Annotated in this window: 21 protein-coding genes and 1 tRNA gene; 20 read left to right on the forward strand and 2 right to left on the reverse strand. The window is 60.8% G+C overall.

Features of this window, described 5'->3' with window-relative positions; all coding sequences use genetic code 11:
- Positions 1-6: 6 nt before the first annotated feature.
- The 11 genes from OGM81_10370 (at position 7) to OGM81_10420 (ending at position 11,615) form a co-directional block, all read left to right on the forward strand.
- A complete protein-coding gene (locus OGM81_10370) occupies positions 7-1,302 on the forward strand; it encodes an insulinase family protein (GenBank protein ID UYJ42739.1) in 1,296 nt (431 codons plus the stop codon).
- On the forward strand, positions 1,295-2,584 hold the full coding sequence (locus OGM81_10375) for an insulinase family protein (protein ID UYJ42740.1): 1,290 nt from the start codon (positions 1,295-1,297) through the stop codon (positions 2,582-2,584). Before OGM81_10370 ends, OGM81_10375 begins: the two co-directional genes overlap by 8 nt.
- A 27-nt stretch (positions 2,585-2,611) precedes the next feature.
- On the forward strand, positions 2,612-3,817 hold the full coding sequence (gene lgt, locus OGM81_10380) for a prolipoprotein diacylglyceryl transferase (GenBank protein UYJ42741.1): 1,206 nt from the start codon (positions 2,612-2,614) through the stop codon (positions 3,815-3,817).
- Positions 3,818-3,918: 101 nt separating this feature from the next.
- Positions 3,919-4,779 (forward strand): bifunctional methylenetetrahydrofolate dehydrogenase/methenyltetrahydrofolate cyclohydrolase FolD, encoded by an 861-nt coding sequence (gene folD / locus OGM81_10385; GenBank protein ID UYJ42742.1) that lies wholly within the window; start codon positions 3,919-3,921, stop codon positions 4,777-4,779.
- 158 nt (positions 4,780-4,937) lie between these two features.
- Positions 4,938-5,249: a 50S ribosomal protein L21 gene (rplU, locus tag OGM81_10390; GenBank protein ID UYJ42743.1), complete on the forward strand. Its 312-nt coding sequence runs from the start codon at positions 4,938-4,940 to the stop codon at positions 5,247-5,249.
- A gap of 14 nt (positions 5,250-5,263) precedes the next feature.
- Positions 5,264-5,515 (forward strand): 50S ribosomal protein L27, encoded by a 252-nt coding sequence (gene rpmA, locus OGM81_10395; GenBank protein UYJ42744.1) that lies wholly within the window; start codon positions 5,264-5,266, stop codon positions 5,513-5,515.
- A 71-nt stretch (positions 5,516-5,586) separates the two neighbouring features.
- On the forward strand, positions 5,587-6,870 hold the full coding sequence (gene obgE / locus OGM81_10400) for a GTPase ObgE (GenBank protein UYJ42745.1): 1,284 nt from the start codon (positions 5,587-5,589) through the stop codon (positions 6,868-6,870).
- 17 nt (positions 6,871-6,887) lie between these two features.
- Positions 6,888-7,292, forward strand: a complete 405-nt coding sequence (locus OGM81_10405; GenBank protein UYJ42746.1) for a cysteine--tRNA ligase — start codon at positions 6,888-6,890, stop codon at positions 7,290-7,292.
- Positions 7,293-7,661: 369 nt separating this feature from the next.
- Complete coding sequence (locus OGM81_10410; protein UYJ42747.1) at positions 7,662-9,029, forward strand: RsmF rRNA methyltransferase first C-terminal domain-containing protein; 1,368 nt, start codon at positions 7,662-7,664, stop codon at positions 9,027-9,029.
- Positions 9,030-9,163: 134 nt separating this feature from the next.
- Positions 9,164-9,901, forward strand: a complete 738-nt coding sequence (locus OGM81_10415; protein ID UYJ42748.1) for a YebC/PmpR family DNA-binding transcriptional regulator — start codon at positions 9,164-9,166, stop codon at positions 9,899-9,901.
- A 79-nt stretch (positions 9,902-9,980) separates the two neighbouring features.
- Positions 9,981-11,615: a PASTA domain-containing protein gene (locus OGM81_10420; GenBank protein ID UYJ42749.1), complete on the forward strand. Its 1,635-nt coding sequence runs from the start codon at positions 9,981-9,983 to the stop codon at positions 11,613-11,615.
- 68 nt (positions 11,616-11,683) lie between these two features.
- On the opposite strand, the gene OGM81_10425 is transcribed toward OGM81_10420, so the two are convergent.
- A complete protein-coding gene (locus tag OGM81_10425; protein ID UYJ42750.1) occupies positions 11,684-12,649 on the reverse strand; it encodes an ATP-binding protein in 966 nt (321 codons plus the stop codon).
- Positions 12,650-12,652: 3 nt separating this feature from the next.
- On the reverse strand, positions 12,653-13,561 hold the full coding sequence (locus tag OGM81_10430) for a DnaD domain protein (GenBank protein UYJ42751.1): 909 nt from the start codon (positions 13,559-13,561) through the stop codon (positions 12,653-12,655).
- 194 nt (positions 13,562-13,755) lie between these two features.
- Here OGM81_10430 and OGM81_10435 point away from each other — a divergent pair, with 194 nt between their 5' ends.
- From OGM81_10435 to OGM81_10475, 9 genes are all read left to right on the forward strand, one after another.
- Positions 13,756-14,394 carry an orotate phosphoribosyltransferase gene (locus tag OGM81_10435; protein UYJ42752.1) on the forward strand — a complete coding sequence of 213 codons (639 nt, stop codon included), beginning with the start codon at positions 13,756-13,758 and terminating at the stop codon, positions 14,392-14,394.
- A gap of 122 nt (positions 14,395-14,516) precedes the next feature.
- A complete protein-coding gene (locus OGM81_10440) occupies positions 14,517-15,623 on the forward strand; it encodes a hypothetical protein (protein ID UYJ42753.1) in 1,107 nt (368 codons plus the stop codon).
- Between the two features lie 50 nt (positions 15,624-15,673).
- Positions 15,674-15,745 (forward strand) — tRNA-Gly (locus OGM81_10445).
- A gap of 692 nt (positions 15,746-16,437) precedes the next feature.
- Positions 16,438-16,986, forward strand: coding sequence for a 16S rRNA (guanine(966)-N(2))-methyltransferase RsmD (gene rsmD, locus OGM81_10450; GenBank protein UYJ42754.1), 549 nt, complete (start codon positions 16,438-16,440; stop codon positions 16,984-16,986).
- Positions 16,983-17,468, forward strand: a complete 486-nt coding sequence (locus OGM81_10455; protein ID UYJ42755.1) for an ATPase — start codon at positions 16,983-16,985, stop codon at positions 17,466-17,468. Before rsmD ends, OGM81_10455 begins: the two co-directional genes overlap by 4 nt.
- Before the next feature lie 280 nt (positions 17,469-17,748).
- A complete protein-coding gene (gene mraZ, locus OGM81_10460) occupies positions 17,749-18,165 on the forward strand; it encodes a division/cell wall cluster transcriptional repressor MraZ (GenBank protein UYJ42756.1) in 417 nt (138 codons plus the stop codon).
- A gap of 39 nt (positions 18,166-18,204) precedes the next feature.
- Positions 18,205-19,128: a 16S rRNA (cytosine(1402)-N(4))-methyltransferase RsmH gene (rsmH, locus tag OGM81_10465; protein UYJ42757.1), complete on the forward strand. Its 924-nt coding sequence runs from the start codon at positions 18,205-18,207 to the stop codon at positions 19,126-19,128.
- A gap of 101 nt (positions 19,129-19,229) precedes the next feature.
- Positions 19,230-19,706, forward strand: coding sequence for a hypothetical protein (locus tag OGM81_10470; GenBank protein ID UYJ42758.1), 477 nt, complete (start codon positions 19,230-19,232; stop codon positions 19,704-19,706).
- Positions 19,707-19,806: 100 nt separating this feature from the next.
- Positions 19,807-22,353 carry a penicillin-binding transpeptidase domain-containing protein gene (locus tag OGM81_10475; GenBank protein ID UYJ42759.1) on the forward strand — a complete coding sequence of 849 codons (2,547 nt, stop codon included), beginning with the start codon at positions 19,807-19,809 and terminating at the stop codon, positions 22,351-22,353.
- Positions 22,354-22,360 lie beyond the last annotated feature (7 nt).

Genomic DNA, 22,360 nt, shown 5'->3' on the forward strand with positions numbered 1-22,360 from the left:
AAGGACTTGGAACGTAAACAACTTGCTCCCGGCGTGTTCATCACTTCGATGAGCGCCGCTAAATTCAATCGCTGCCGCATCACGATCCATCTGCGCTTCCCTGCGAAGCGTGAGACTGCCACCGATGCCGCTGTGCTGGCCCTGGTGCTGGAGCGCGGCTATGCGGCCTGCCCCGATATGACCGCCCTGTCCCGCCGCTTGGCCGAACTGTACGGCGCTGACCTGGGCGTGGATCTTTCCAGTGCCGGGCCGGACCGCGTGCTGTCCGCCGACATCTGCGGCATCAAGGACACCTACGCACTGGCGGGCGAGAACCTTACCGACGCCTACGCCGACATTGTGTTCGGCACCATCTTTGACCCCTACCTCGTAGACGGCATCTTCGACCCCGAGGCCGTGCGCATTGAGACCGAGACCCAGGCCCGCCGCCTGGAAGCAGAGTTCAACTCCAAGCGCCTCTACTGCGTGCGCCAGGCCCGCCGCAAATTCTTCGGTGATTCCCCGGCGGGCATCGAGCTGGGCGGTTACCCCGGTGAGTTGGTCAACGTCACCCCCGCCAGCCTGAAAGCCGAGTATGACCGCATCCTCTCCACTGCGTCCATCGATGTGATGGTGCAGGGCGTGGACGAAGCCCGCGTGGCCGACCTGCTGCTGCGCAAGCTGGAGAGCATCCGCCGCGACCCGCAGCCCTTTGCGCTGCCTATGGCCATGCCCCGCACCCCGCTGCGCCATTTTAAAGAAGAAGTCCCCGGCCTGACCCAGGCCAAGCTGTGCATGCTGTTCACCACCGGCGGCGAGTCCGACCCGCCCAGCGTCAGTATCCTGCGCGTGGCCATGAGTGTGCTGGGCGGTTCCGCCACCAGCCGCCTGTTCCGCAACGTGCGCGAAAAGCAGTCCCTTTGCTACTACTGCGGTTCCGCTGCCCAGCGCTCCACCGGCGTGATGATGATCGATTCCGGCGTTGAGCCGGGCAAGGAGCAGCAGGCAGAGGCCGCCATCCTGGCGGAATTGGAGGGCCTGAAAAACGGCCCCATCACCCAGGAGGAAATGGACGACTGCCGCCGCGGCCTGCTTTCCAGCATGGACGCGCTGAGCGACAGCCTGGCTGCGCTGGAAGGCTGGTACTATGGCCAGATCACCCGCGGCGAACCGCTCTATCCGCCGGAGTACGGCAAGGTGCTGACCGGCGCCGTCACCCTGGATGAGGTGCGCCAGGCGCTGCAAAGCTACAGCTACTCGGTCTGTTATGATGTGACCGCAAAGCCCGGTACGGCGGGCAAGGGAGGTGCCGAAGATGTCTGATTTTGCAAATCTGTCTGCGGTACAGGCCCGCGCCGCTGCCGCCGTTGGCTGCCAGAGTACCACGCTGCCCAGCGGCCTGACCGTGCTGTGCCGCACCATGCCGGGGTACAGCAGTGTGCATGCCATTTATGCCACGTCCTTTGGCTCCATCCACCGCAGCTTTACGCTGGACGGTAAAGAAGTTGTACTGCCTGCCGGTACGGCTCATTTCTTGGAGCACAAAATGTGTGAGACCCCCAAGGGCGACTCCTTCAGCTTCTACGCCAAGACCGGTGCTTCGGCCAATGCCTTTACCAGCTACGATCGCACCTGCTACCTGTTCTCGGCTACCCAGAAGATCGACGAAAACCTCGACATTCTGTTAGGTATGGTGGGCAAGCCCTGGTTCACCAAGGCCACCATCGCCAAAGAGCAGGGCATCATCGGGCAGGAGATCAAGATGTACGATGACAGCCCCGATTGGCGGCTGCTCAACGCGTTGTTCCGTTGCCTGTACGATGACCACCCCCTGCGGGACGACATTGCCGGCACGGTGGAAAGCATTGCCGGCCTGACCCCGCAGATGCTCTACAACTGCACCAAGGGGTTCTACGCGCCATCCAATATGGTGCTGTCCGTGGCGGGCAAAATTACGCTGGAGCAGGCAGTCGAAGCTTGCAAGCGCAACGGCCTGTACCGCGCCCGCGCTGCCCATGAGGTAGAGTGGGACATCCCGGCGGATAACGGCCCGCTGGCCCACAAGGAGGTCCACTTCACCATGCCGGTCACCAAGCCCTGCTTCGGCGTGGCCTATAAAGAGGAACCCCTCGTGCCCGGCGACCTCAAGCGGGAATTGCTGCTGGATATGCTGTCCGACCTGGTCGTTGGCGGGCTGACCAAGCTCTACCGCAAACTGTACGATAACGCTATGGTCAACCCGGAGTTCTCCGGTGACTTTATCGCGGTGCGCGGTGCCTGTGCCGTGGCCTTTACCGGCGAGAGCGACACCCCGCGGGATGTCGTGGACCTGTTGCAGGCCGAGATCGAGCGCCTGCGTACCGAGGGCATCGAACCCGAGGTCTTTACACTGGTGAAAAACCAGGTGTACGGCGGCCTGCTGGGTGATGTGGAGGCCATCGACGATGCCGCCGAGGAAGCTGCCGCCGCCTACCTGAAGGGCCGCACGCTGGCGGATGAGATCGCCGCGCTGGCCGCCCTGACCGTGGACGATGCCAACGAGCTGCTGCGCACCGCCCTGCGGGAGGAAAACCGCGCCTACGTGCAGATCGACCCGGCTGAATAAAAACACTCCTATAAGGAGATATACAAAATGACTTATCATGTTCAATTCCCCGGCCTGGGGCTGGCCCTGACCATCAACCGCGTGGCCCTGTCCATCGGCGGGTTCAACATCTACTGGTACGGCGTCATCATCGCCGCCGGCATGATGCTGGCTCTGCTGTATGCCTTCCGCAATGCCGTAGATTTCGGCATCGACTCGGACCGTCTGGTGGATGTTATCGCCATCGGCACCGTTATGGCCATCGTCTGCGCCCGTATCTACTACGTGGCCATGGCACCGTTTAAGTATAATAGCATCTGGGAGATGATCGACATCCGCTTAGGCGGCATTGCCATCTACGGCGCGGTCATCGGCGCGTTCGTGTTCGGCGGGCTGGCCGCCAAGTGGCGCAAGATCCCGCTGCTGCCGCTGTTCGACCTGGTCTCGCTGGGCTTCCTCATCGGCCAGGGCATTGGCCGCTGGGGCAACTTCGTCAACCAGGAGGCCTTCGGCACGAACACTACGCTGCCCTGGGGCATGTACAGCGAGGGAACGGAAGCCTACTTGAAGTCGGTGCAGGTCACACTGCCCGCCGGTATGGCTGTCGACCCCACCGCTCCGGTGCATCCGACTTTCCTGTATGAAAGCATCTGGTGCCTGGCAGGCTTTGTCATCCTGGCAAGCCTTGTCAAGCGCCGCAAGTTCAACGGGCAGATCTTCCTGTCCTATATCATCTGGTACGGCCTGGGCCGCAGCTGGATCGAAGGTCTGCGCACCGACTCGCTGCTCGTTGGCAATACCGGCCTGCGCGCCAGCCAGCTGGTGGCCATCGGCTCTGTCATTGCAGCCGCCATGCTGCTTATCATCGGCCTGCGCAACGCCAAAGGCAAACAGCTGCAAGTCACGCTGGCGGTCAGTGACATCAAGAAGCAGGCCGAAGCAGGGAACCGCTTTACCCCGGACACCCTGCCTGCGAATGCCCCCCACGCCGACTTTGTAAAAGCCACCGATGAGATGAACCGCCGCTTAAAGGACCTGGATCTGGACGCCCCGGAAATCGAGGAATTGGAAGAACCGGCGCCGGAAACGACCGAAGCACCGAAGCCTACAGAAAATGCAGCGGTTGAAGCCGAAGCTCCGGCAGAGCCGGAAGAACAGCGGAAAACCGAACCGGCCGAAGAAGCCCCGGCAGACCCGGAAGCAGAACCCGCCGCTGAGACCCGGGCGGAAAAAACTGCCCCGGAAGAAAAGTAACACCGCCGCCCCGCAGTATGGCGATAGATACTGCATGGTGTAAGACCCGACACCGTTTTGCCCGCAAGGACAAAAAAATACATTTGAAAGAGGGAACTATCATGGGAGCAAGTATTATTGACGGTAAGGCATTGGCCGCTGCCACCAAGGCTGAGGCCGCCGAGAAGGTCACCTCACTGAAAGCCCAGGGCGTCAACCCCTGCCTGGCGGTCATTCTGGTGGGCGAAAACCCCGCCAGCCAGGTGTATGTGCGCGGTAAGATCAACGATTGTGCCCAGTGCGGCATCGAGAGCCGCAGCATCAATCTGCCCGCCGATACCACGCAGGAGACCCTGCTGGCCGAGGTGAAGAAGCTGGCCGACGACCCCGCCGTACACGGTATCCTGGTCCAGCTGCCCCTGCCGGAGCAGATCGACGAGAAGGCCGTCATCGACGCCATACCGCCGGAGAAGGATGTGGACGGTTTCTCGCCCATCAACGTGGGCCGCATGCAGATCGGCGAGCCCTGCTATCTGCCCTGCACCCCGGCAGGCTGCATCCGCATGATCGAGACCACCGGCACCGAGATCGCCGGTAAAAATGCCGTGGTCATCGGCCGCTCCAACATCGTGGGCAAGCCCGCCGCGCTGCTGCTGCTGGCCAAGAACGCCACCGTCACCATCTGCCACTCCAAGACCAAGAACCTGAAAGAGGTCTGCGCCGCCGCCGATATTTTGGTGGCCGCCGTGGGCCGCGAGGGCTTTGTCACCGGCGATATGGTCAAGCCCGGCGCTGTTGTCATCGACGTGGGCATCAACCGCGGCGCTGACGGCAAGCTGCACGGCGACGTCAATTTTGCCGAGGCCGGCGAGAAGGCCGGTTACATCACCCCGGTGCCCGGCGGCGTTGGCCCCATGACCCGCGCCATGCTGATGCTGAACACCGTGGAAGCCGCCGCCCGCCAGAGCGGCAAGACCCTTTGATTTCGAAGAATTTGCTGTAAAATCGCCCAAAAAGCCTTGACAAGCCAGCAAGGCTATGGTATTATACTAGAGCCGCTTGGTATGGGCTCTACAAGTGTGTGCTTTTATAGGTGCAACGCCCTACTGTCCAGCGAGACTTATTGAAAGAGGTTATCCACATGTACGCAGTTATCAAAACCGGTGGCAAGCAGTACAGCGTTAAGGTCGGCGACGTCGTTTACGTCGAGAAGCTGAACGCTGAGGCTGATACCGAAGTCACCTTCGATCAGGTTCTCGCCGTTGGCGAGGAGGGCTCTGTCAAGGTCGGCGCTCCCGTTGTTGAGGGCGCTACCGTTGTGGCCAAGGTCGTCAAGAACGGCAAGGGCAAGAAGCTCAACATCCTGACCTATCGTCCCAAGAAGGGCAGCATGGTCCGCAAGGGTCATCGTCAGCCCTACACCAAGGTGGAAATCACCGCGATCAACGGCTAAGGAGGTAAATCACAATGGCACATAAGAAAGGCGTAGGTTCTACCAAGAACGGTCGTGATTCCGAGTCCAAGCGCCTCGGCGTCAAGCGCGGCGACGGTCAGTTCGTTCTGGCCGGCAACATCCTGGTCCGTCAGCGCGGCACCCACATCCATCCGGGTGAGGGCGTCGGCATCGGCAGCGATGACACCCTGTTCGCTCTGGTCGATGGTCGCGTTCACTTCGAGCGCGTTGGCCGTGACCGCAAGCGCTGCACGGTCAAGCAGTAAAAGAACCGTTCGGGCGGGCCATTTCGGCTCGCTCGTTTTTTGTAACGGGCTATTTTTTAACGAGGTAACACATGGCAACCAGTAATTTTATTGATACCGCGACCATCTGGCTGCATGCCGGCAAGGGCGGCGACGGCGCGGTGACCTTCCACCGCGAAAAATTCGTGGCGGCTGGCGGCCCGGACGGCGGCGACGGCGGTCGCGGCGGTGACATCATTTTTGTCGCCGACGACAACCTCTCCACCCTGATGGACTTCCGCTACAAGCGTAAGTACACCGCAGCCGACGGCGAAAACGGCCGCGCCAAGCGCCAGAGCGGCGCCGACGCCGATGACCTGGTCATCCGCGTGCCTCGCGGCACTGTGCTGAAAGAAGCCGAGACCGGCCTGGTCGTGGCTGACCTTTCCGGTTCCGAGCCGGTGGTGGTCGCCCGCGGCGGCCGCGGCGGCTGGGGCAATAGCCATTTTGCCACCCCCACCCGCCAGATCCCCAAGTTTGCCAAGCCCGGCCTGCCCGGCGAGGATATGCACCTGCAGCTGGAGCTGAAGGTCATCGCGGATGTGGGCCTGATCGGCTTCCCCAATGTAGGCAAGTCCACCCTCATCAGCATCATCTCGGCCGCCCGTCCCAAGATCGCCAACTATCATTTCACCACCCTGACCCCAGTGCTGGGCGTGGTGCGCGTCGGCCCGGAGCAGAGCTTTGTCTGCGCCGATATTCCCGGCCTGATCGAGGGCGCTGCCGAGGGCGTTGGCCTGGGCCACGACTTCCTGCGCCATGTTGAGCGCTGCCGTCTGCTGCTGCACGTGGTGGATGTTTCCGGCTGCGAGGGCCGCGACCCCAAGGCGGACTTTGAGCAGATCAACCACGAACTGGCCGGTTTCAGCGCCGAGCTGGCCGACCGCCCGCAGATCGTGCTGGGCAACAAGTGCGACATTGCCACCCCGGAACAGGTGGAGGAGTTCAAGAACTATATCGAGGCTAAGGGTCTGACCTTCCTGCCCATCTCCGCCGCCACCCGCCAGGGCGTGGACAACCTGCCCGCACTGGTCTACAACCGCCTGAAGGATCTGCCCCCGGTCAAGGTTTACGAGGCCGAGTACAAGCGCCCGGACAAGAGCGCCATGCCGACCCGCCCCTTCACCGTGACCCGCACCGGCGATCACGAGTTTACCGTGGATGCCCCCTGGCTGGAGCGCATCCTGGCCGGCACCAACGTCGAGGACTACGAGAGCCTGCAGTACTTCCAGACACAGCTGGGTGACTCCGGCATCCTGGACGAGCTGGTGGCCCAGGGCGTTGAGGAAGAGGACACCATCAAGATTGGTGAATATGAGTTTGACTACTTGTACTAAAGTAGTGCGGATAGAATATGCTGTTTGAAACAAAATCTGAAGTGGACATCCACGAAATGTCCCCGCTGGCGCTGGCCTTTGTGGGCGATGCGGTGCTGGAACTGCTGGTTCGCGCCCGCCTGGTGGGCACCACCCGCCTGCAGCCAAACCGGCTGCACACAGTAGCCACCCATTACGTCAGCGCCCACGCCCAGAATCTGGAGCTGGCGGTGATCGAGCCGATGCTGACCGATGCCGAGGCCGCCGTGCTGCGCCGGGGCAAAAACGCCAGCAAGGCCACGGTGGCCAAGCACGCCACCGTGCAGGAGTACCGCGCCTCTACGGGCTTTGAGTGCCTGCTGGGCTGGCTTTACCTGCAGGGCCGCAACGACCGCATCCAGGAATTGTTCGATGCCCTGTGGGAAGGGTACCAGCCGGAATAAAGCGGATACCCTTTCCGTAGGGGCCGATGCTCGTCATCGGCCCGTTAGGCCGCCGCTGTCTTGCGGGGCGATGCAAGTATCGCCCCCTGCCTATAACACGGCAGAGTCACTTTATGTACCCGCGCCATCACGGCGCGGCCCGCCTCACTTGCTGTTTTTGCTGTCGGTGGTATTGGTGGTGCGGTTCGTGGTCTTCTGCTGGGTACGGTTGGTCGTTTTCTGGGTAGAGCGGTTGGTCGTATTGTTTGTCTGATTCTTTGCCATAGGTGGTTGACTCCTTTCTGAAGTTCGCAAGTAAAAAGCGATCTGCGGTTCTGGCCGCAAAGGTAGTTTGCCCGCCCATGGCTTTTTTATGCAAAGGGGAAACGTATGCAATTTCCTGCTGATTTTACCGCGCGGGAGCAAGCACTGCTGGGCCCGCGCTTTGCGGAGCTGTACGCCTACGCCACGCCGCAGCCTGCCCGCGGGGTAACGGTCAACGGTCTGCGCTGCACGCCGGAGTGGTTCGCCGCCCATGCGGATTTCGCCGCTGCGCTGTCGCCGTTCTGCCCCACGGCCTTTACCACCGCGCCGGACTTTAAGCCCGGCCGCCATCCCTGGCACCACGCGGGGGTGTTCTATGCCCAGGAGCCCAGCGCTTCGGCCCCGGCTGCGCTGCTGGATGTACACCCCGGCATGAAGGTGGCGGACCTTTGCGCCGCCCCGGGCGGCAAGACCAGCCAGCTGGCGGAGGCTCTGCAGGGGCAGGGCTTGCTGTTGGCCAACGAGTTTGTGGCTGCCCGTGCCGAGATCCTGCGCCAAAATCTGGAGCGCATGGGTGTGACCAACGCCGTCATCACCAATGAGGACACAGCCAACCTGGCCAAGGCATTACCCGGCGTGTTTGACCGCGTGCTGGTGGATGCGCCCTGCTCCGGCGAGGGCATGTTCCGCAAGGAGCCGGTGGCTGCGACCCAGCATAATAACGCCCTGGTGGAACACTGCGCCGCACTGGGCGCGGAAATTCTGGAAAATGCCGCCGCAATGCTGGCCCCGGGCGGGGTGCTGGTCTACTCCACCTGCACCTTTGCCCCGCAGGAGGACGAGGCCCAGATAGCGGCCTTCCTGGCCCGCCACCCGGAGTTTACCCTCTGTGACCTGAATGCCTGCGGCTTCGGCCGCCCCGGAGAGGAAAACCGTGCCCCCGGCTGCACCGACATCACCCGCTGCCGCCGCATCTGGCCTGCCGATGGAGGAGAGGGGCACTTTATGGCCAAGCTGAAGAAAAGCCCCGACGCCGAAGCCCCGGTCCCGGTGCGCGTGAAGCCCGGAAAACCGGCCAAGACGCCGCCCGAATGGCTGGATTTTGTCAAAACAACTTTCCCGTTTTTGGCTGACCGCCCGCTGACGACGGCAGGGGATTGGCTGCTGCTGCCGGTGCCGGGCAGTGAGCTGCTGAACCTTTCCAAGCTGCGCATCGTGCGCGGCGGCGTGCTGGCGGGCTCTGTGCTGAAAAAGCGGTTCCAGCCTGCCCATGCGCTGTTTATGGCCTACGGTGCCCGGTGCACGAACCGCGAGGAACTGACGCTGGACGACCCCCGCACAGCCGCCTGGCTGCGAGGCGAGGAAATCAACGCCGCAACGGCACAAAACGGCTGGTGCGCGGTGCTGGTGGATGGCTTCCCGCTGGGCGGGGGGAAGGCAAGCAGTGGGCGCATCAAAAACCACTACCCCAAAGGCCTGCGCAGCCTGCAATAAGGGCTTGAAAAGCACGCAGGGGTGTGCTATAATATCTTATTGGTAATATCGGTAACGCCGGGTCATGCGGCGCTGCCTCATCGGATGGCCCGGCAAGGGCGCCGAGTGAATACAAACTTAGGGGGAACGTATCCATGTCTGGACATAGCAAATGGAACAATATCAAGCGTAAAAAGGAAAAGACCGACGGCGCCCGCGCTAAAGTCTTTACCAAAATCGGCCGCGAGATCGCCGTTGCCGTTAAGGAAGGCGGCGGCAACCCCGCTTCCAACTCCAAGCTGGCGGCTCTGATCGCCAAGGCTAAGGCCAACAGCGTGCCCAACGATAACATCCAGCGTATCATCAAGCGCGCCGAGGGCGGCGACAAGACCGAGTACGAAGCAATGACCTACGAGGGCTACGGCCCCGGCGGCATCGCTGTCATGGTCGAGACCCTGACCGACAACCGCAACCGTACCGCTGCCAATATGCGCCACTACTTTGATAAGTTCGGCGGCAATCTGGGCCAGATGGGCTGCGTCAGCTTCATGTTCACCCAGAAGGGCGTCATCGTCGTCGACCTGGAGGACAAGGACCCCGACCAGCTGATGATGGACGCACTGGACGCCGGTGCTGACGACTTCGATGCAGGCGAAGACGCCGCCGAGGTCGTCACCAGCCCCGAGAACTTCACCGCCGTGTGCGAGGCTCTCGAGAAGAAGGGCTACACCTTCGTTTCCGCTGATGTCGCCATGGTGCCTTCCACCACCACCACCCTGACCGATCCCGACCAGCTGGTGCAGATGGGCAAGCTGCTGGATGCCCTGGACGACGATGACGATGTCCAGAACGCATGGCACAGCCTGGAGAACGAGGAAGACCTCGACCGCTAAAAACGACCCTGAAGAGAGTGAAGTGACCCTTTGCTCTCTTTTCTTTTTAATGCAGCTACGCTGAAAAGGAGGCGACCCCATGTCGGAACCGCTTTGCCCACACTGCCTGCAGCCCCTGCGGGGCCGTTACGAGGGAAACTGCCCCCACTGCGGGCGCTCGCTGGAGAACCGCAACCCGGAGGGCGCCCTGCCGCTGGGCACCCAGCTGGCGGGCAGGTACACCATCGGCACCTATTTGAGCGCCGACGGTGATGGCCTGGCTTACCGCGGCATTTTGAACGAGGAGAAGAAGTTCGTCCTCATCAAAGAGTATTTCCCCGTTACCCTTTGCAACGGCCGCAGCCCCGAGGGAGCGCTGATGCCCAAAGAGGGGAAAGAAGTGCTGTTCAAGACCAGCCGGATGGACTTTAAGGATCTGTACGACGATCTGCATAACCTCACCCCGGCCACCGGCCTGAACACCATCCTGGACGTGATGGAGGAAAACAACACCGTCTACGCTGTGGAGGAAAGCGAAAAGGGCATGACCCTGACGCATTATCTCAGCCTGCGCAGCCGCACACTGACCCCCGCCGAGGCCCGCACCCTGCTGCAGCCGGTGATGGAGGGGGTGGCGCTGCTGCACAAATCCGGCCTGATCCATCGTGGCATCTGCCCGGATAACATTTTGCTGCCCATCGACGGCACCGCCCGGCTGACCGGCTACGGCACGCTGGCTCTGCGCACCGGCGGCAGTGAGCTGAAAAGCCAGCTCTATCCCGGCTATGCCGCGCCGGAACAGTACTCGGCTGCCGAGTTCAGCGGCCGCTACACCGACGTGTATGCGCTGGCAGCAGTCTGCTATAAGATGGTCACGGGGCAGACGCCTGTTGCCGCGCCCCAGCGCAAAGTGCGGGACAGTTTGGAATCCGCCCACAGCCTCGAGGCGGGCGTGCCGACCTGGTTCTCTCAGGTGTTGGCCTGTGCCCTGCGGCTGGACCCGGCGCGCCGGATGCAGACGGTGCCCGAACTGATGAGCGCCCTGACCGACCCCAACGTGGCCAACGCCATGTTTGAGCGGGGCGACAACCAGATCAGCACCCGCAAAATTATGGCAGTGTCGCTGGTGGTTATCTTTATTTTAGCGGTGCTGCTGTTCTGGAGCCTGCTGGGCAGCCGCAGCGATGACAAGCCGACCCCCATCTCCACGCCTGCCGAGAACAGCGAGGAGGGGGCCTCCAGCTATGAGGAGATCGAGACCATCCCCGACCTGGTGGGCAAGCGCTACCTGACCGAAATCAAGGACAGCGACCTCTACGCGGGCTACCGCATCGTAATGACCGAGCAGAACTCCTCCGAGGTCGCTCAGGGCGTCGTCATCAGCCAGGACCCGCTGGCGGGCACGCTGAAGACCGAGGAAAACCAGATCATCCGGCTGGTGGTAAGCAAGGGGCCGAACCTGGTGGAAATGCCCGACATCCTGGGCTTTACCCAGGCCAACGCCATTAAGCAGCTGGACGAGCGCGGCATCCAGTACCGCATGCAGGTCGTTGAGAATGACGGCACCTTCGCTGAGGGCTGCGTGGCCAAGACCGACGTGGTGGCCGGGACCAAGTTTGATGCCGGTAAGACCATCGTGAATGTGTTCATCGCCGGGGAACGGGATGATACGCTGGTAGCCTCCACCGCCAGCTCCGAGGAAGAAACGGACAGCGGAGATAGCCAGGCGGAATAAAACAAAATGAAAGGGACTTTCTATGACGGAAAGTCCCTTTTGTTTGTGTATTGATATATACTGCAGAACTATCCCTGCTTCATCCGCTGGTCATCCCCCATAAACATGAACATCTTGCATCCGCCCAGCATGCGGCTGGCTACTTTTTCGGTGTAGCGGGCGGCAAAAACGCTTTGGTCGGTGATGTTGGTGGTGTAAATGGTGGGGCGCTCGGTCAGCATGCGGGTATTGATCAGCTCATACAGCACGCTGATGGTCAGCGGGGTGATGTACTCGGTGCCCAGGTCATCCATGATCAGCAGGTCGGCTTCCTGGCAGGCGGTCAGCCACTCGTCGCCGCTGTTGTAGTCGAAGTGCTCGCGGCCCAGCCGGGCAGCCAGCGCGGCGGAACTGGTGTACAGCACGTCATGGCCGCCCTCCAGCACGGCGTCCGCAATGGCCAGCGCCAAGTGGGTCTTGCCCAGGCCGCTGCGGCCCATAAACAGCAGGTTCTTGCTTTTGCTGTTAAACTTAGCAGCGTAGTTTTTGCTCAATTCCAGCAGCTTGGTCATGTAAGCGCGGGCGGTCACGCCAAACTCCGGCACCAGTGTGTCCGGGTAGCGGTTCACGTCAAAGGTGCTGAACTGGCACAGCCCCAGCGGGCTGGCGGCGTTGATCTCCTCCCGGCGCAGGCGGCGGGCCACGTCGGCCACACAGATGCAGGGCACACCGCCCCGCATGCCGGTGTCCTGGCACAGCGGGCAGCGGAACTTGGGGGCAAAGGCTTCCTCGCTGAAACCGGCGGCCTGGGCGGCCTCGGCAGCGGCCTTGTCGGCGGCCTCTAAGGCTGCACGGGCGGCGTCCATATCGCCGCCCAAAGCGGCGGTGCGGGCTAACGAAAGCCCTGCCCGCATCTTGGCATCATCGGCAGCAGAAAGCGCCGGATTGGCGGCGTAGGCGGCGCGGCGGGCGGTCTCGGCCTGCATGACGGCATGCTGCCGCCGGGCTGCGATCTCCCGCTGGGCAGCGCGGAACAGTTCGTCTTTGGTGCGCATGGGTTAGCCCTCCTCGTCAAACATAGCCATCCAGTCGCGGCTGGACAGGGGTTGCTGGGCGCTGGCAGCGGCAGGCTGCTGGGGCGCGGGGCGCTGGGTAGCCAAGATGTTGCTGCCGGAAAGCTGCCCCTGCCCGCGGGCGGCCGACACCGTCGTGATGCCCTGGGCGCGCCAGGCCCGCAGGATGCCGTCCACATAGCGGATGGTGGTCTTGTTGCCTGCCCGCAGCAGCGCTTCTTCGATCATCTCGCGGCCAATGCCCCATTCCTCGTGCCAGCGGGCGATGGCGCTGCGCTCCCAGCGGGTCAGGGCGTCGGCGGCAATGCCAAACTGCTCTGCGGCTTCGGCACACCACTGCTCGCGCTGCTTGCAGCGGCGCAGGTAGCGCTCGGCATCCTCGCCGGTCTCCACGCCGGCCTCCCGCCAGCGGATGAGTTCCCGCGCAACGGCGGCGATGGTGCGCCGTCCCTGGCGGGCAACCTCGGCACAGCAGAGCAAAATCACGTCGGGCTGCCAGCCGTCGGTCAGGTACAGGCCGACCAAACGCTGCATCTCGCTGCGGCTCAGGGCCTTGCCAAAGGCGGTCTGGGCTTCCTCGCACAGCACGGCCACGTAGGGGTCGTTCAGGTTGGCCAGGTCGATCTTCTGGGGCTTCTCCGGCTCCGGGATGGGTGCGCCGCCGCGGTCGTTGACCAGCAGACCGGCACCGGCCCAGTATTGCAGGGCACGTTTGGCAGCCTCCACGCTGGACAGGCCCAGGGCACGGGCCATGGTGCGGGGGTCGGTGTCACCGGTCTGCAACAGGTACAGCGCTGCACGAATGGTATCGCCGTCCGTCTGTGTCAGGTGCGAAACCACCAGCTGCGGTACAGCTAAGGTGTCGCCGTGATACTCTGCCAGCTTATAAGGCATGCCGCAAACCTCCCCACTTTAAAGTAACCCTTATTATAGCATTTTTGCGGCGATGTGTAAAGAAAACTGCCCAAAAACGCGGCGCGCATTTTGGCTAATGCGTTTATTGTAATTGTGCTCAAAAAATTGTACAATAGAACAATAAAAGTACAGGGCAGCGCCCATCAGGCGCACCCGGACGGAGGGAAACTCTTATGGCGATGAATCTTGTTAAACTGCCCACCGGCAAGCCCAACCTGCAGCTGCGCGTCAGCAAGGGCCACTATGCCACCAGCCACAGCCACATCAACTATTATATTGATGTCACCCTCACGAAGTTCCGCTTATCCGAGGCCCGCGCTGCTGCCCAGGAACTGGTACGCGGCTACCGCGGCACCACCATTATCGACACCATCCTCTGTCTGGACGGCACCGAGGTCATCGGCGCCTGCATGGGCAGCGAGCTGACCAAGGCGGGCTATAGCAATATGAACGCCCACCAGACCATCTACGTCGTCACACCGGAGCATACCACCGGCAGCCAGCTGATCTTCCGCGAAAACACCGCCCCCATGATCCAGAATAAGCACGTGCTGGTGCTGGCGGCATCTGTCACCACCGGCTACACCGTGCAGGGCGCGGTGGAGGCCATCCGGTATTACGGCGGCGAGCCTGCCGGTGTGACCGCTATCTTTGCCACGGTGGACGAGTGCGCCGGGTATCCCGTGGCCAGCATCTTTGACCCCCACGACCTGCCCGACTACCAGAGCTATGATGCCCACAGCTGCCCCTGGTGCAAGGAGGGCAAAAAGATCGACGCCCTGGTGAACAGCTTTGGATATTCGAGTTTGTAACAGATAGCTATACACGCCCTTTCCTCTGCATAGGGGAGAGGGCGTATTTTCGATTTCCCCTTGACGAACGGCCCCCACCTTATTTATAATAGGAAGGCTTGCGAAAAAAGGGAGGAATTTTGTTGAATAGCGAGAACCTGAACACGATTTTGGCTCAATACATCCATGATTTTGCAGAGCTTTCTCTTTCTCAAACGAGCGGCGAGGGGAGCCTCTGGCAGGCCATTGATACTTTCGGTGCCGAGTGGGACATCGAAGCGTCCGATTTTCCGGCCATGTTTGCCCGTGCCATGCAGGGGGCGGCGGACCAGCTGGACACCCCGGCGGTGCAGCCGGTGGCGGGCTTACAGCTGCTGATGATGCGCGACAGCGAGGTCGAGCTGGTGCGGGAGTGCTTCCGCTGGCTGTATAACGACGAGGACGACGACCTGAAAAAACGCCGCGGCCGCGCCGAGATGTTTGCCGACCAGATCACCGGCCGTTTCCGCCGCTGCTTTCCCCGGATGAACAAATACACCATGACCCCGGTCCATGCGGTCTACTTCCTCAACCTGTGGATGCCGGAGGAAAACTTCTTCTACATCCCTGCCGAGGCCAAGGCCTGGGCTGACTTTATGGAGTACCCGGCGGAGTTTGGCAACGGCGCCAGCCTGGACCTGGCAGCCTACTACGCTATGTGCGAGGATCTGGTCACCGTCCTGGCCGACTACCCCGACCTCATCGCCCAGCATAAGGAGCGTCTGCGCACCCATCTGGGCGGCATCAACGACCGGCTGCACCTGCTGGCCTACGGCATCCTGCATGCGGCCTATCAGCGCGGGTATTACCCCAAGGGCTTCTCCCGCAATGCCACGGCCAAGGAGCGCGCCAAGGCCGTGAAAGAAAAGCAGACCCGCGCCGAGCTTTGCCTGCAAATTGCCGAGAAAGAGCAGGAACTGCAGGAATTGCAGGCCGCCCCGGTGGCTTTGCCCGACCTGACCGGCTGCCGCATCGTGCATAAAATGTTTGGCGCCGGTACCGTGCTGCCCAGCGAGGGCCAGTTCATGGTCATCGACTTTAACGGTACACAGAAGAAATTCAGCTACACAGCGTCGCTTTCCAGCGGCTATCTCACCGCCGAGGACGACAGCGTGATGCAGCAGATGCAGGATTACCAGAACTACGGCAAGGCCTGCGACGCCCTGCAAAAAGAGCTGAAAATCCTGAAAGATGAGCTGGTAAAGCTGTAAAACCACTTGACAAATCCCCACACATGCGGGTATAATATCGTATGTGTGATGCGGCTGTCGTACAACGGCTAGTACATCAGCCTTCCAAGCTGAGGACGTGGGTTCGACTCCCATCAGCCGCTCTCTGAAACAAAGCGCAGGTACTTAGGTATCTGCGCTTTTGCTTTTGCACATATAAAGCAACCGTTCCAACCGTACAATCCGTACCAACCGTTTTAATCGTTGCAACCGTTGGAACCGTTGATACCGTTGGTCATAAATATGTTGACTCGTATATATATATATTATACAATATATGCCACCCTGTACGTGTGGACTTGGCTTATCATATACTAACATGCAGCATCACATCCCCTATCCGCCCGTATGCACATGGCAATTGCTGCGCGGATATAGCTACAGAATCCACCCCTGCGGGCACAAACATTGCTGTAAGCAGCCATTCTATACTACACTATATACAGTCGATTCTTATTACACCAACGGTTCCAACGGTTCCAACGGTATCAACGGTTGCAACGATTAGTACGGTATGAACGATTGGAACGGTCGAAACGGTCGGAACGGTTGATATAGTAGGGTACGGTATGTACGGTCGGAGCGGTTGTTCTATACTGCACATACTTTTAAATTGTGCCGCAAATAACACCGGACACGCAAATTGTGCGCCGGATAACAATACCGACTGCAATTGTGCTGCGTTTAACAACTTTGTGTGCATAATTATTTTACATATTCCGCCTTGACATTGGGGCGGACAGGCCTCATAATAAAGCTGGTAAAACAGAACGACTTAGAAAAGGGGAGCATGACCATGCGTGTAATTGCCGGTACCGCCCGGGGTAAAAACCTGCAGGCATTGCCGGGCGAGGATGTCACCCGCCCGACGATCAACCGTGTTAAGGAGGCCATGTTCTCCAGCGTGCAGTTTCTGGTGCCCGGCGCCCGTGTGCTGGACCTGTTTGCAGGCAGCGGCCAGCTGGGCATCGAGGCGTTGTCCCGCGGGGCAAAAAGCTGCATTTTTGTCGACCGTTCGTCGGATGCACTGGCCATCGTAAAGGCTAACTGCAAAACGGCGGGCGTTGACCGCCAAAGCGACATCCGCCAGGCGGAGGCCCTGCCTTTTCTGGCAAACATCCGCGGCCCGTTTGATCTGGTGCTGCTGGACCCGCCGTTCCATTACGATACCTTAAACGAGGTACTGCCCGCCCTGGCCGACAAAGTGGCCCCCGGCGGCGTGGTACTGGCCGAGAGCGAGCGCGAAGCCGTCCTACCCGAACGCGCCGGGGCGCTGGTGCTGGCCAAACAATACTATTACGGCAAGATCATGGTGAGCCGTTACGAGAAAGAGGAACAGGCATGAACGTAGAAGAATTGCTCGATCTGATGGAAGAAACGCTGGAAGCCGGTACGGCTGTGCCCTTTGCTCCCGCCAAGCGCGTGGTGGATGTGGACCGCATGCGGGACATCATCGACGAAGTGCGCAACAACCTGCCTGACGAGATCCGCGAAAGCAAAAAGATCGTGAACGACCGCGAGCAGATCATGAAAAACGCCCAGGTGGAATCCGAGACCATCATCCAGAAAGCTGAGGAGCGCGCCGGTGCCCTGGTCAGCGAGCAGGAGATCGTCAAACGCAGCCGCCAGCGCGCCGCCGAGATCCTGACCGCAGCCAACACACAGGCAAAGGATTTGACCAGAAATGCAACGGTGTACTGTGAAACTTTGCTGAAAAAGTCCGAGGAGACCCTTGCCCGCAGTGTGGCGGACATTAAAAATACCCGCATGAACCTGCGCAGCGCCACCCGGCCTAATCGCGGCGGCCAGGGCGGGCAAAACCAGTAAAGCGACAATCACAGCAAAGCCCCCACATCTCCCCACCACAAAAAAATAATCTGTGAAATGTAGCCCGCAGCGGGATTTTTTCCTGCTGCGGGCTTGCTTTTTACCCCATTAGATGGTAGACTAAATATACGAAGTGGGGAATTGTGGTGTGAATAACAACCCCTGTGGTGAAAAGTGGGTGGTTTTCCACCCTTTCCACAGAGTTATCCACAAACTCAACGCGGCAACGTCAAAAAACGTGCCGAAGATTTGTAGAAACTGACGAAAGGGGAGAGCGGCTATGCTGGTAGGCCAGTACGACTACGCCATCGACGCCAAAGGCCGCCTGAATTTCCCCGCCAAGTTCCGCGACGCCATGGGTGAGACCTTTATTGTCACCCGCTGGCTGGACCACTGCCTGGCCGCTTTCCCCAGTGACGAGTTTGAAAAGGTCGCCGCCAAGATTGAAGAAAAAGGGCTGGTCAAGGGCCGCAGCGTCAGCCGCATGCTCTACTCCTCCGCTGTGGAGGTCACGCCGGACAAGCAGGGCCGCATCCAGCTGCCCGCCCGCCTGCGGGAGTATGCCGGTCTCGACCACGATGTGACCGTCATCGGTAACCGCAGCTTCGCTGAGATCTGGAACACCGCCGCCTGGAACGGCAGCCAGGAATCCAGCGACGAGGACTTTACCGCCGCCATGGAAGCGCTGGATTTTTAATTTGATTGCAAGCAAAACCTGTAAATAGAGGACAACACCATGGAATTTTCCCACATTCCCGTACTTTTGCAGCCCTGCCTGGATGGGTTGAACATCGACCCCACCGGCATCTACCTGGACGGCACCGCCGGCGGCGCAGGGCACAGCACCCAGATCGCTAAACGTCTTACCACCGGGCGCTTGATCTCGCTCGACCAGGACCCGGATGCGGTGGCAGTCGCCACCGAAAGGCTCAAGGGCCTGCCCGCCCAGGTGGTACAGGCAAACTTCCGCGAGGCAGCGCGTGTCCTTGCGGAGCTTGACATCCCGGCGGTCAACGGTGCTCTGCTGGACCTCGGCGTTTCCAGCCACCAGCTGGACGACGCGGCACGCGGCTTCTCCTACCATGCCGACGCCCCGTTGGATATGCGCATGAGCCAGCAGGGCCCGACCGCCGCGGACCTGGTCAACACCCTCGACCGCGAGGAGCTGACCCGCATCCTGCGGGACTACGGCGAGGAACCCTACGCCTGGCAGATTGCCGGTAAAATTGTGACCGCGCGGCAGGAAAAGCCCATCCTGACTACCATGCAGCTGGCTGACCTGGTTGCCAGCGCTGTGCCCCCGGCCGAGCGCCGCAAGGCCAAAAACCCGGCCCGCCGCACCTTCCAGGCCATCCGCATCGCCGTCAACTCTGAACTGGACGCCCTGAACGAGGGCCTGGACGCTATCTTCAACTGCCTGGCCCCGGGTGGTCGGCTCTGCGTCATCACCTTCCACAGCCTGGAGGACCGCCTGGTCAAGAACAAGTTCCGCCGTTGGGCGCAGCGCTGCACCTGCCCGCCGGAACAGCCCATCTGCACCTGCGGCGGCGTGCCGAAAGCCAAGCTTATCACCCGCAAACCCATCGAGGCCGATGCCGAGGAATTGGAAGTCAACCGCCGGTCCCGCTCGGCCAAGCTGAGAGTGTTGGAGAAGGTATGAGCCTAAAGGCCCCCTCGCAGAGGGAGCCTTTAGCTGACGCACACCTGCAATGACAGAACCATTTAAACAGATACACCGAATTCAGATAGAGGTACCCAATCATGACGACAGTTTTACTTCATACAGGCCAGACGGCACCCATACTGGAACCCCGCCAGCCGGAGGTGCGCGTGGTACGCGGCGGCAAGCATGGGCTGAACCGCGCCCGGCAGTTTGCCGCGGTGGCGCTGCATGTTATTGCCGCGGCGCTGCTGCTGGGGCTGATCTTCAGCGTGGTGCACAGCCAGGCCCGCATTACCGAGCTGAACGGCCAGATCAACGATACCCGCACCGACCTGACTGCCGCCCAGAGCGAGTACGACTACCTTTCCACCAAGATGAGCGACATCACCAGCCGCGCCAGCTTGCAGGATGTGGCCGAGGGCCAGCTGGGCCTGGTCAAGGCCGACCAGAGCCAGATCACCTACATCCAGCTGGAAGAACAGAGCGTCATTGAGAAAACCGGCAGCGACGCAGGCCGCGTTCTGGTGGGCATCCGCACCGCCGCGCTGAATCTGCTGGATAGCTTTAATCCGTAACAAACGCAGGTACGAGCCTTTTTGCAAACGGCATTTCCGCCGCACGCGAAAAGGCTCGCCTACGCATCCGGGGATAAATCCCGCATAAAAGGTAAAATCTATGGCAAATACCCAACCACCCAGGAATCCCAACTTAAAAAGCAACGTCCGTATCCGCACGGTGATTGCCGTTGCGCTTTTTATACTGGCCTGCTTCGGCATCCTCGTCTACCAGCTGTACGCCCTGCAGCTGCGCGACGCCGAACACTACCGCACCGAGGCCGTGACCCAGCAGCTCCAGGACACCGAGCTGCCCGCCACCCGCGGCAACATTTACAGTGCCAACGGCAAGCTGCTGGCCAAAAGCAACACCGTGTGGAACATCATCGCTGACCCGGCCCAATCCGAGAAGAACGGCGCCACGGAAACCGAGATCCGCACCGGCGCCGAGCATATCGCCGAGCTGCTGAACGACGGCACTTCCGCCGATGACATCTACGCCAAACTGACCGCCCGCAACAAGAATGGCGAGCTGTACCAGTACCGTGTGGTGGCCCAGAACGTGGAAAAACCGGTGGCCGACGCCATCATCGAATACTCCAAATCCTACCGCACCGCGCCGGAAAAGGAAGGGGAGACCGGCTACCGCATCGCCGTCCTCTCCACCGAGCAGTCCACCACCCGCAGCTACCCCTACGGTGCGTTTGCGTCGTCGGTCATCGGCTTCTGCAACAACGATGAAAACGGCAAGCTCGTCGGCGCTTACGGCCTGGAGAAATCCTACGAGGAAGATCTGGCCGGTACGCCGGGCCGCAGCATCGCTGAGACCAACGTCAACGGCGAAATTCTGGCCAACACCGAGGCCGACGTCCACGACGCCATCGACGGCAACAACCTGAACCTGACGCTGGACGAAAATGTGCAGGCCATCGTGGAAGAGTATCTGGCCGAAGCCATGGATACCTTCTCCGTCCACGGTCGCGGCAGCGCTATCGTGATGAACGTCAAGACCGGCGCGATCCTGGCCATGGCCTCGCTGGAGCAGTTCGACCCCAACGACCCCATGACCGTCTACGATGACAAGATGCAGACCATCCTGGACAAGACTGACGCCCTGACCGCCGACGACATCGATTGGCTGGAGGGCCGCCTGGGTGAGAAGAACGTGGCCGGCATCATCGCTGATGGCGTTATCAGCCAGGAAACCACCGAGGATGAAAATGGCAATACCATTTCCAGCGAATACACCCAGCTGCAAGGTATGCTGCGCGAAGCCCAGTGGAAGAATAAGAACATCACCGAGCTGTACATGCCCGGCTCGATCTTTAAGCTTATCACCGCATCGGCAGGTCTGGATTCCGGCATCATGAACATGAACCAGACCTTCTACTGCAACGGTGAGCTGACCGTCAACCAGGGCAGCGAGCTGTGGGAGCACACCTACCACTGCGCCAACGGCGAGGTGCATAACCTGCAAAACATGGCCCAGGCGCTGGATAACAGCTGCAACCTCTGGTTTATCCAGGCGGCGCAGACCTTGCAGCCTACCGTGTTTTACGATTATATCCAGGCCTTCGGTTTTACCCAGCCCACCGGTATTGACCTGCCCAGCGAGACCCGCTGGACCAGCGTGTACAACGCCCAGCAGATGGCCGAGGTCGACACCAACTTGTACACCGCCGCTTTCGGCCAGAACGAGGCCATTACCCCCATGCAGATGGCTACCGCCATTGCGGCCATCGCCAACGGCGGCTACCTGGTCACCCCGTATATCGTGGATTCCATCACAGACGATGCAGGCAACATCATCAGCCAGACCGACACCAGCGTCCGCCGTCAGGTCATCTCCGAGGAAGTCAGCCAGGAGATCCTCTCGATGATGGAGAACAACGTTGAACCCAACGGCACCCTGAGCATCCGCCACTCCTGCAAGAACGCCTACGTGGCAGGCTACCGCATCGGCGGCAAGTCCGGCACTGCCGAACGTACCGACCGCCACCTGCGCGGCGACGGCGACTACTACAAGGCCATGAGCTTTGCCGCCGTGCTGCCCATCGACGACCCCGAGATCGAGGTGTTCGTCCTGCTGGATGACCCCCGCTGGATCCATGATTATGCCAGCCAGGTCGTGGCCCCTGTTGTAGGCAACATCATCAGCGAAGTTGCGCCCTACCTGGGCATCGAGCAGGATGCCAACTACAACCCCACCGGCAACGTGACCGTGCAGACCTGCCTGGACTACACCTGGACCAACGCCCAGGTCACCCTGAACCAGCTGGGCCTGCAACATAAGCTGATCGGCTCCAACGGCAACATTGTGTACCAGTACCCTGTGGGCGGCAGCTCGGTGCCCGTTGGTTCCACCATCTACCTGTACACCAACACCGACCAGGACGCCATGACCACCGTGCCTGACGTGACGGGCAAGAGCGGCAGTTTTGCATCCCAAATGCTGAAAGCCTCCAACCTCAACGTCCAGTTCGAGGGCGACAGCTCCGGCCGGGTAGTATCCCAAAGCACAGCCGCAGAGACCAGCGCCGCCTACGGCACCATCGTGACCCTGACGATGGAATCGGACGGCAGCGATACCGCCGATACGACGGACACCACCGATACCCAGGTTGAGGAAACTACGGAAGAAGCAGTAGAAGAAAATACAGAGCAATAAACGGCCC

This window comes from Oscillospiraceae bacterium (assembly GCA_025758045.1).
Taxonomy (GTDB): Bacteria; Bacillota; Clostridia; order Oscillospirales; family Ruminococcaceae; genus Gemmiger.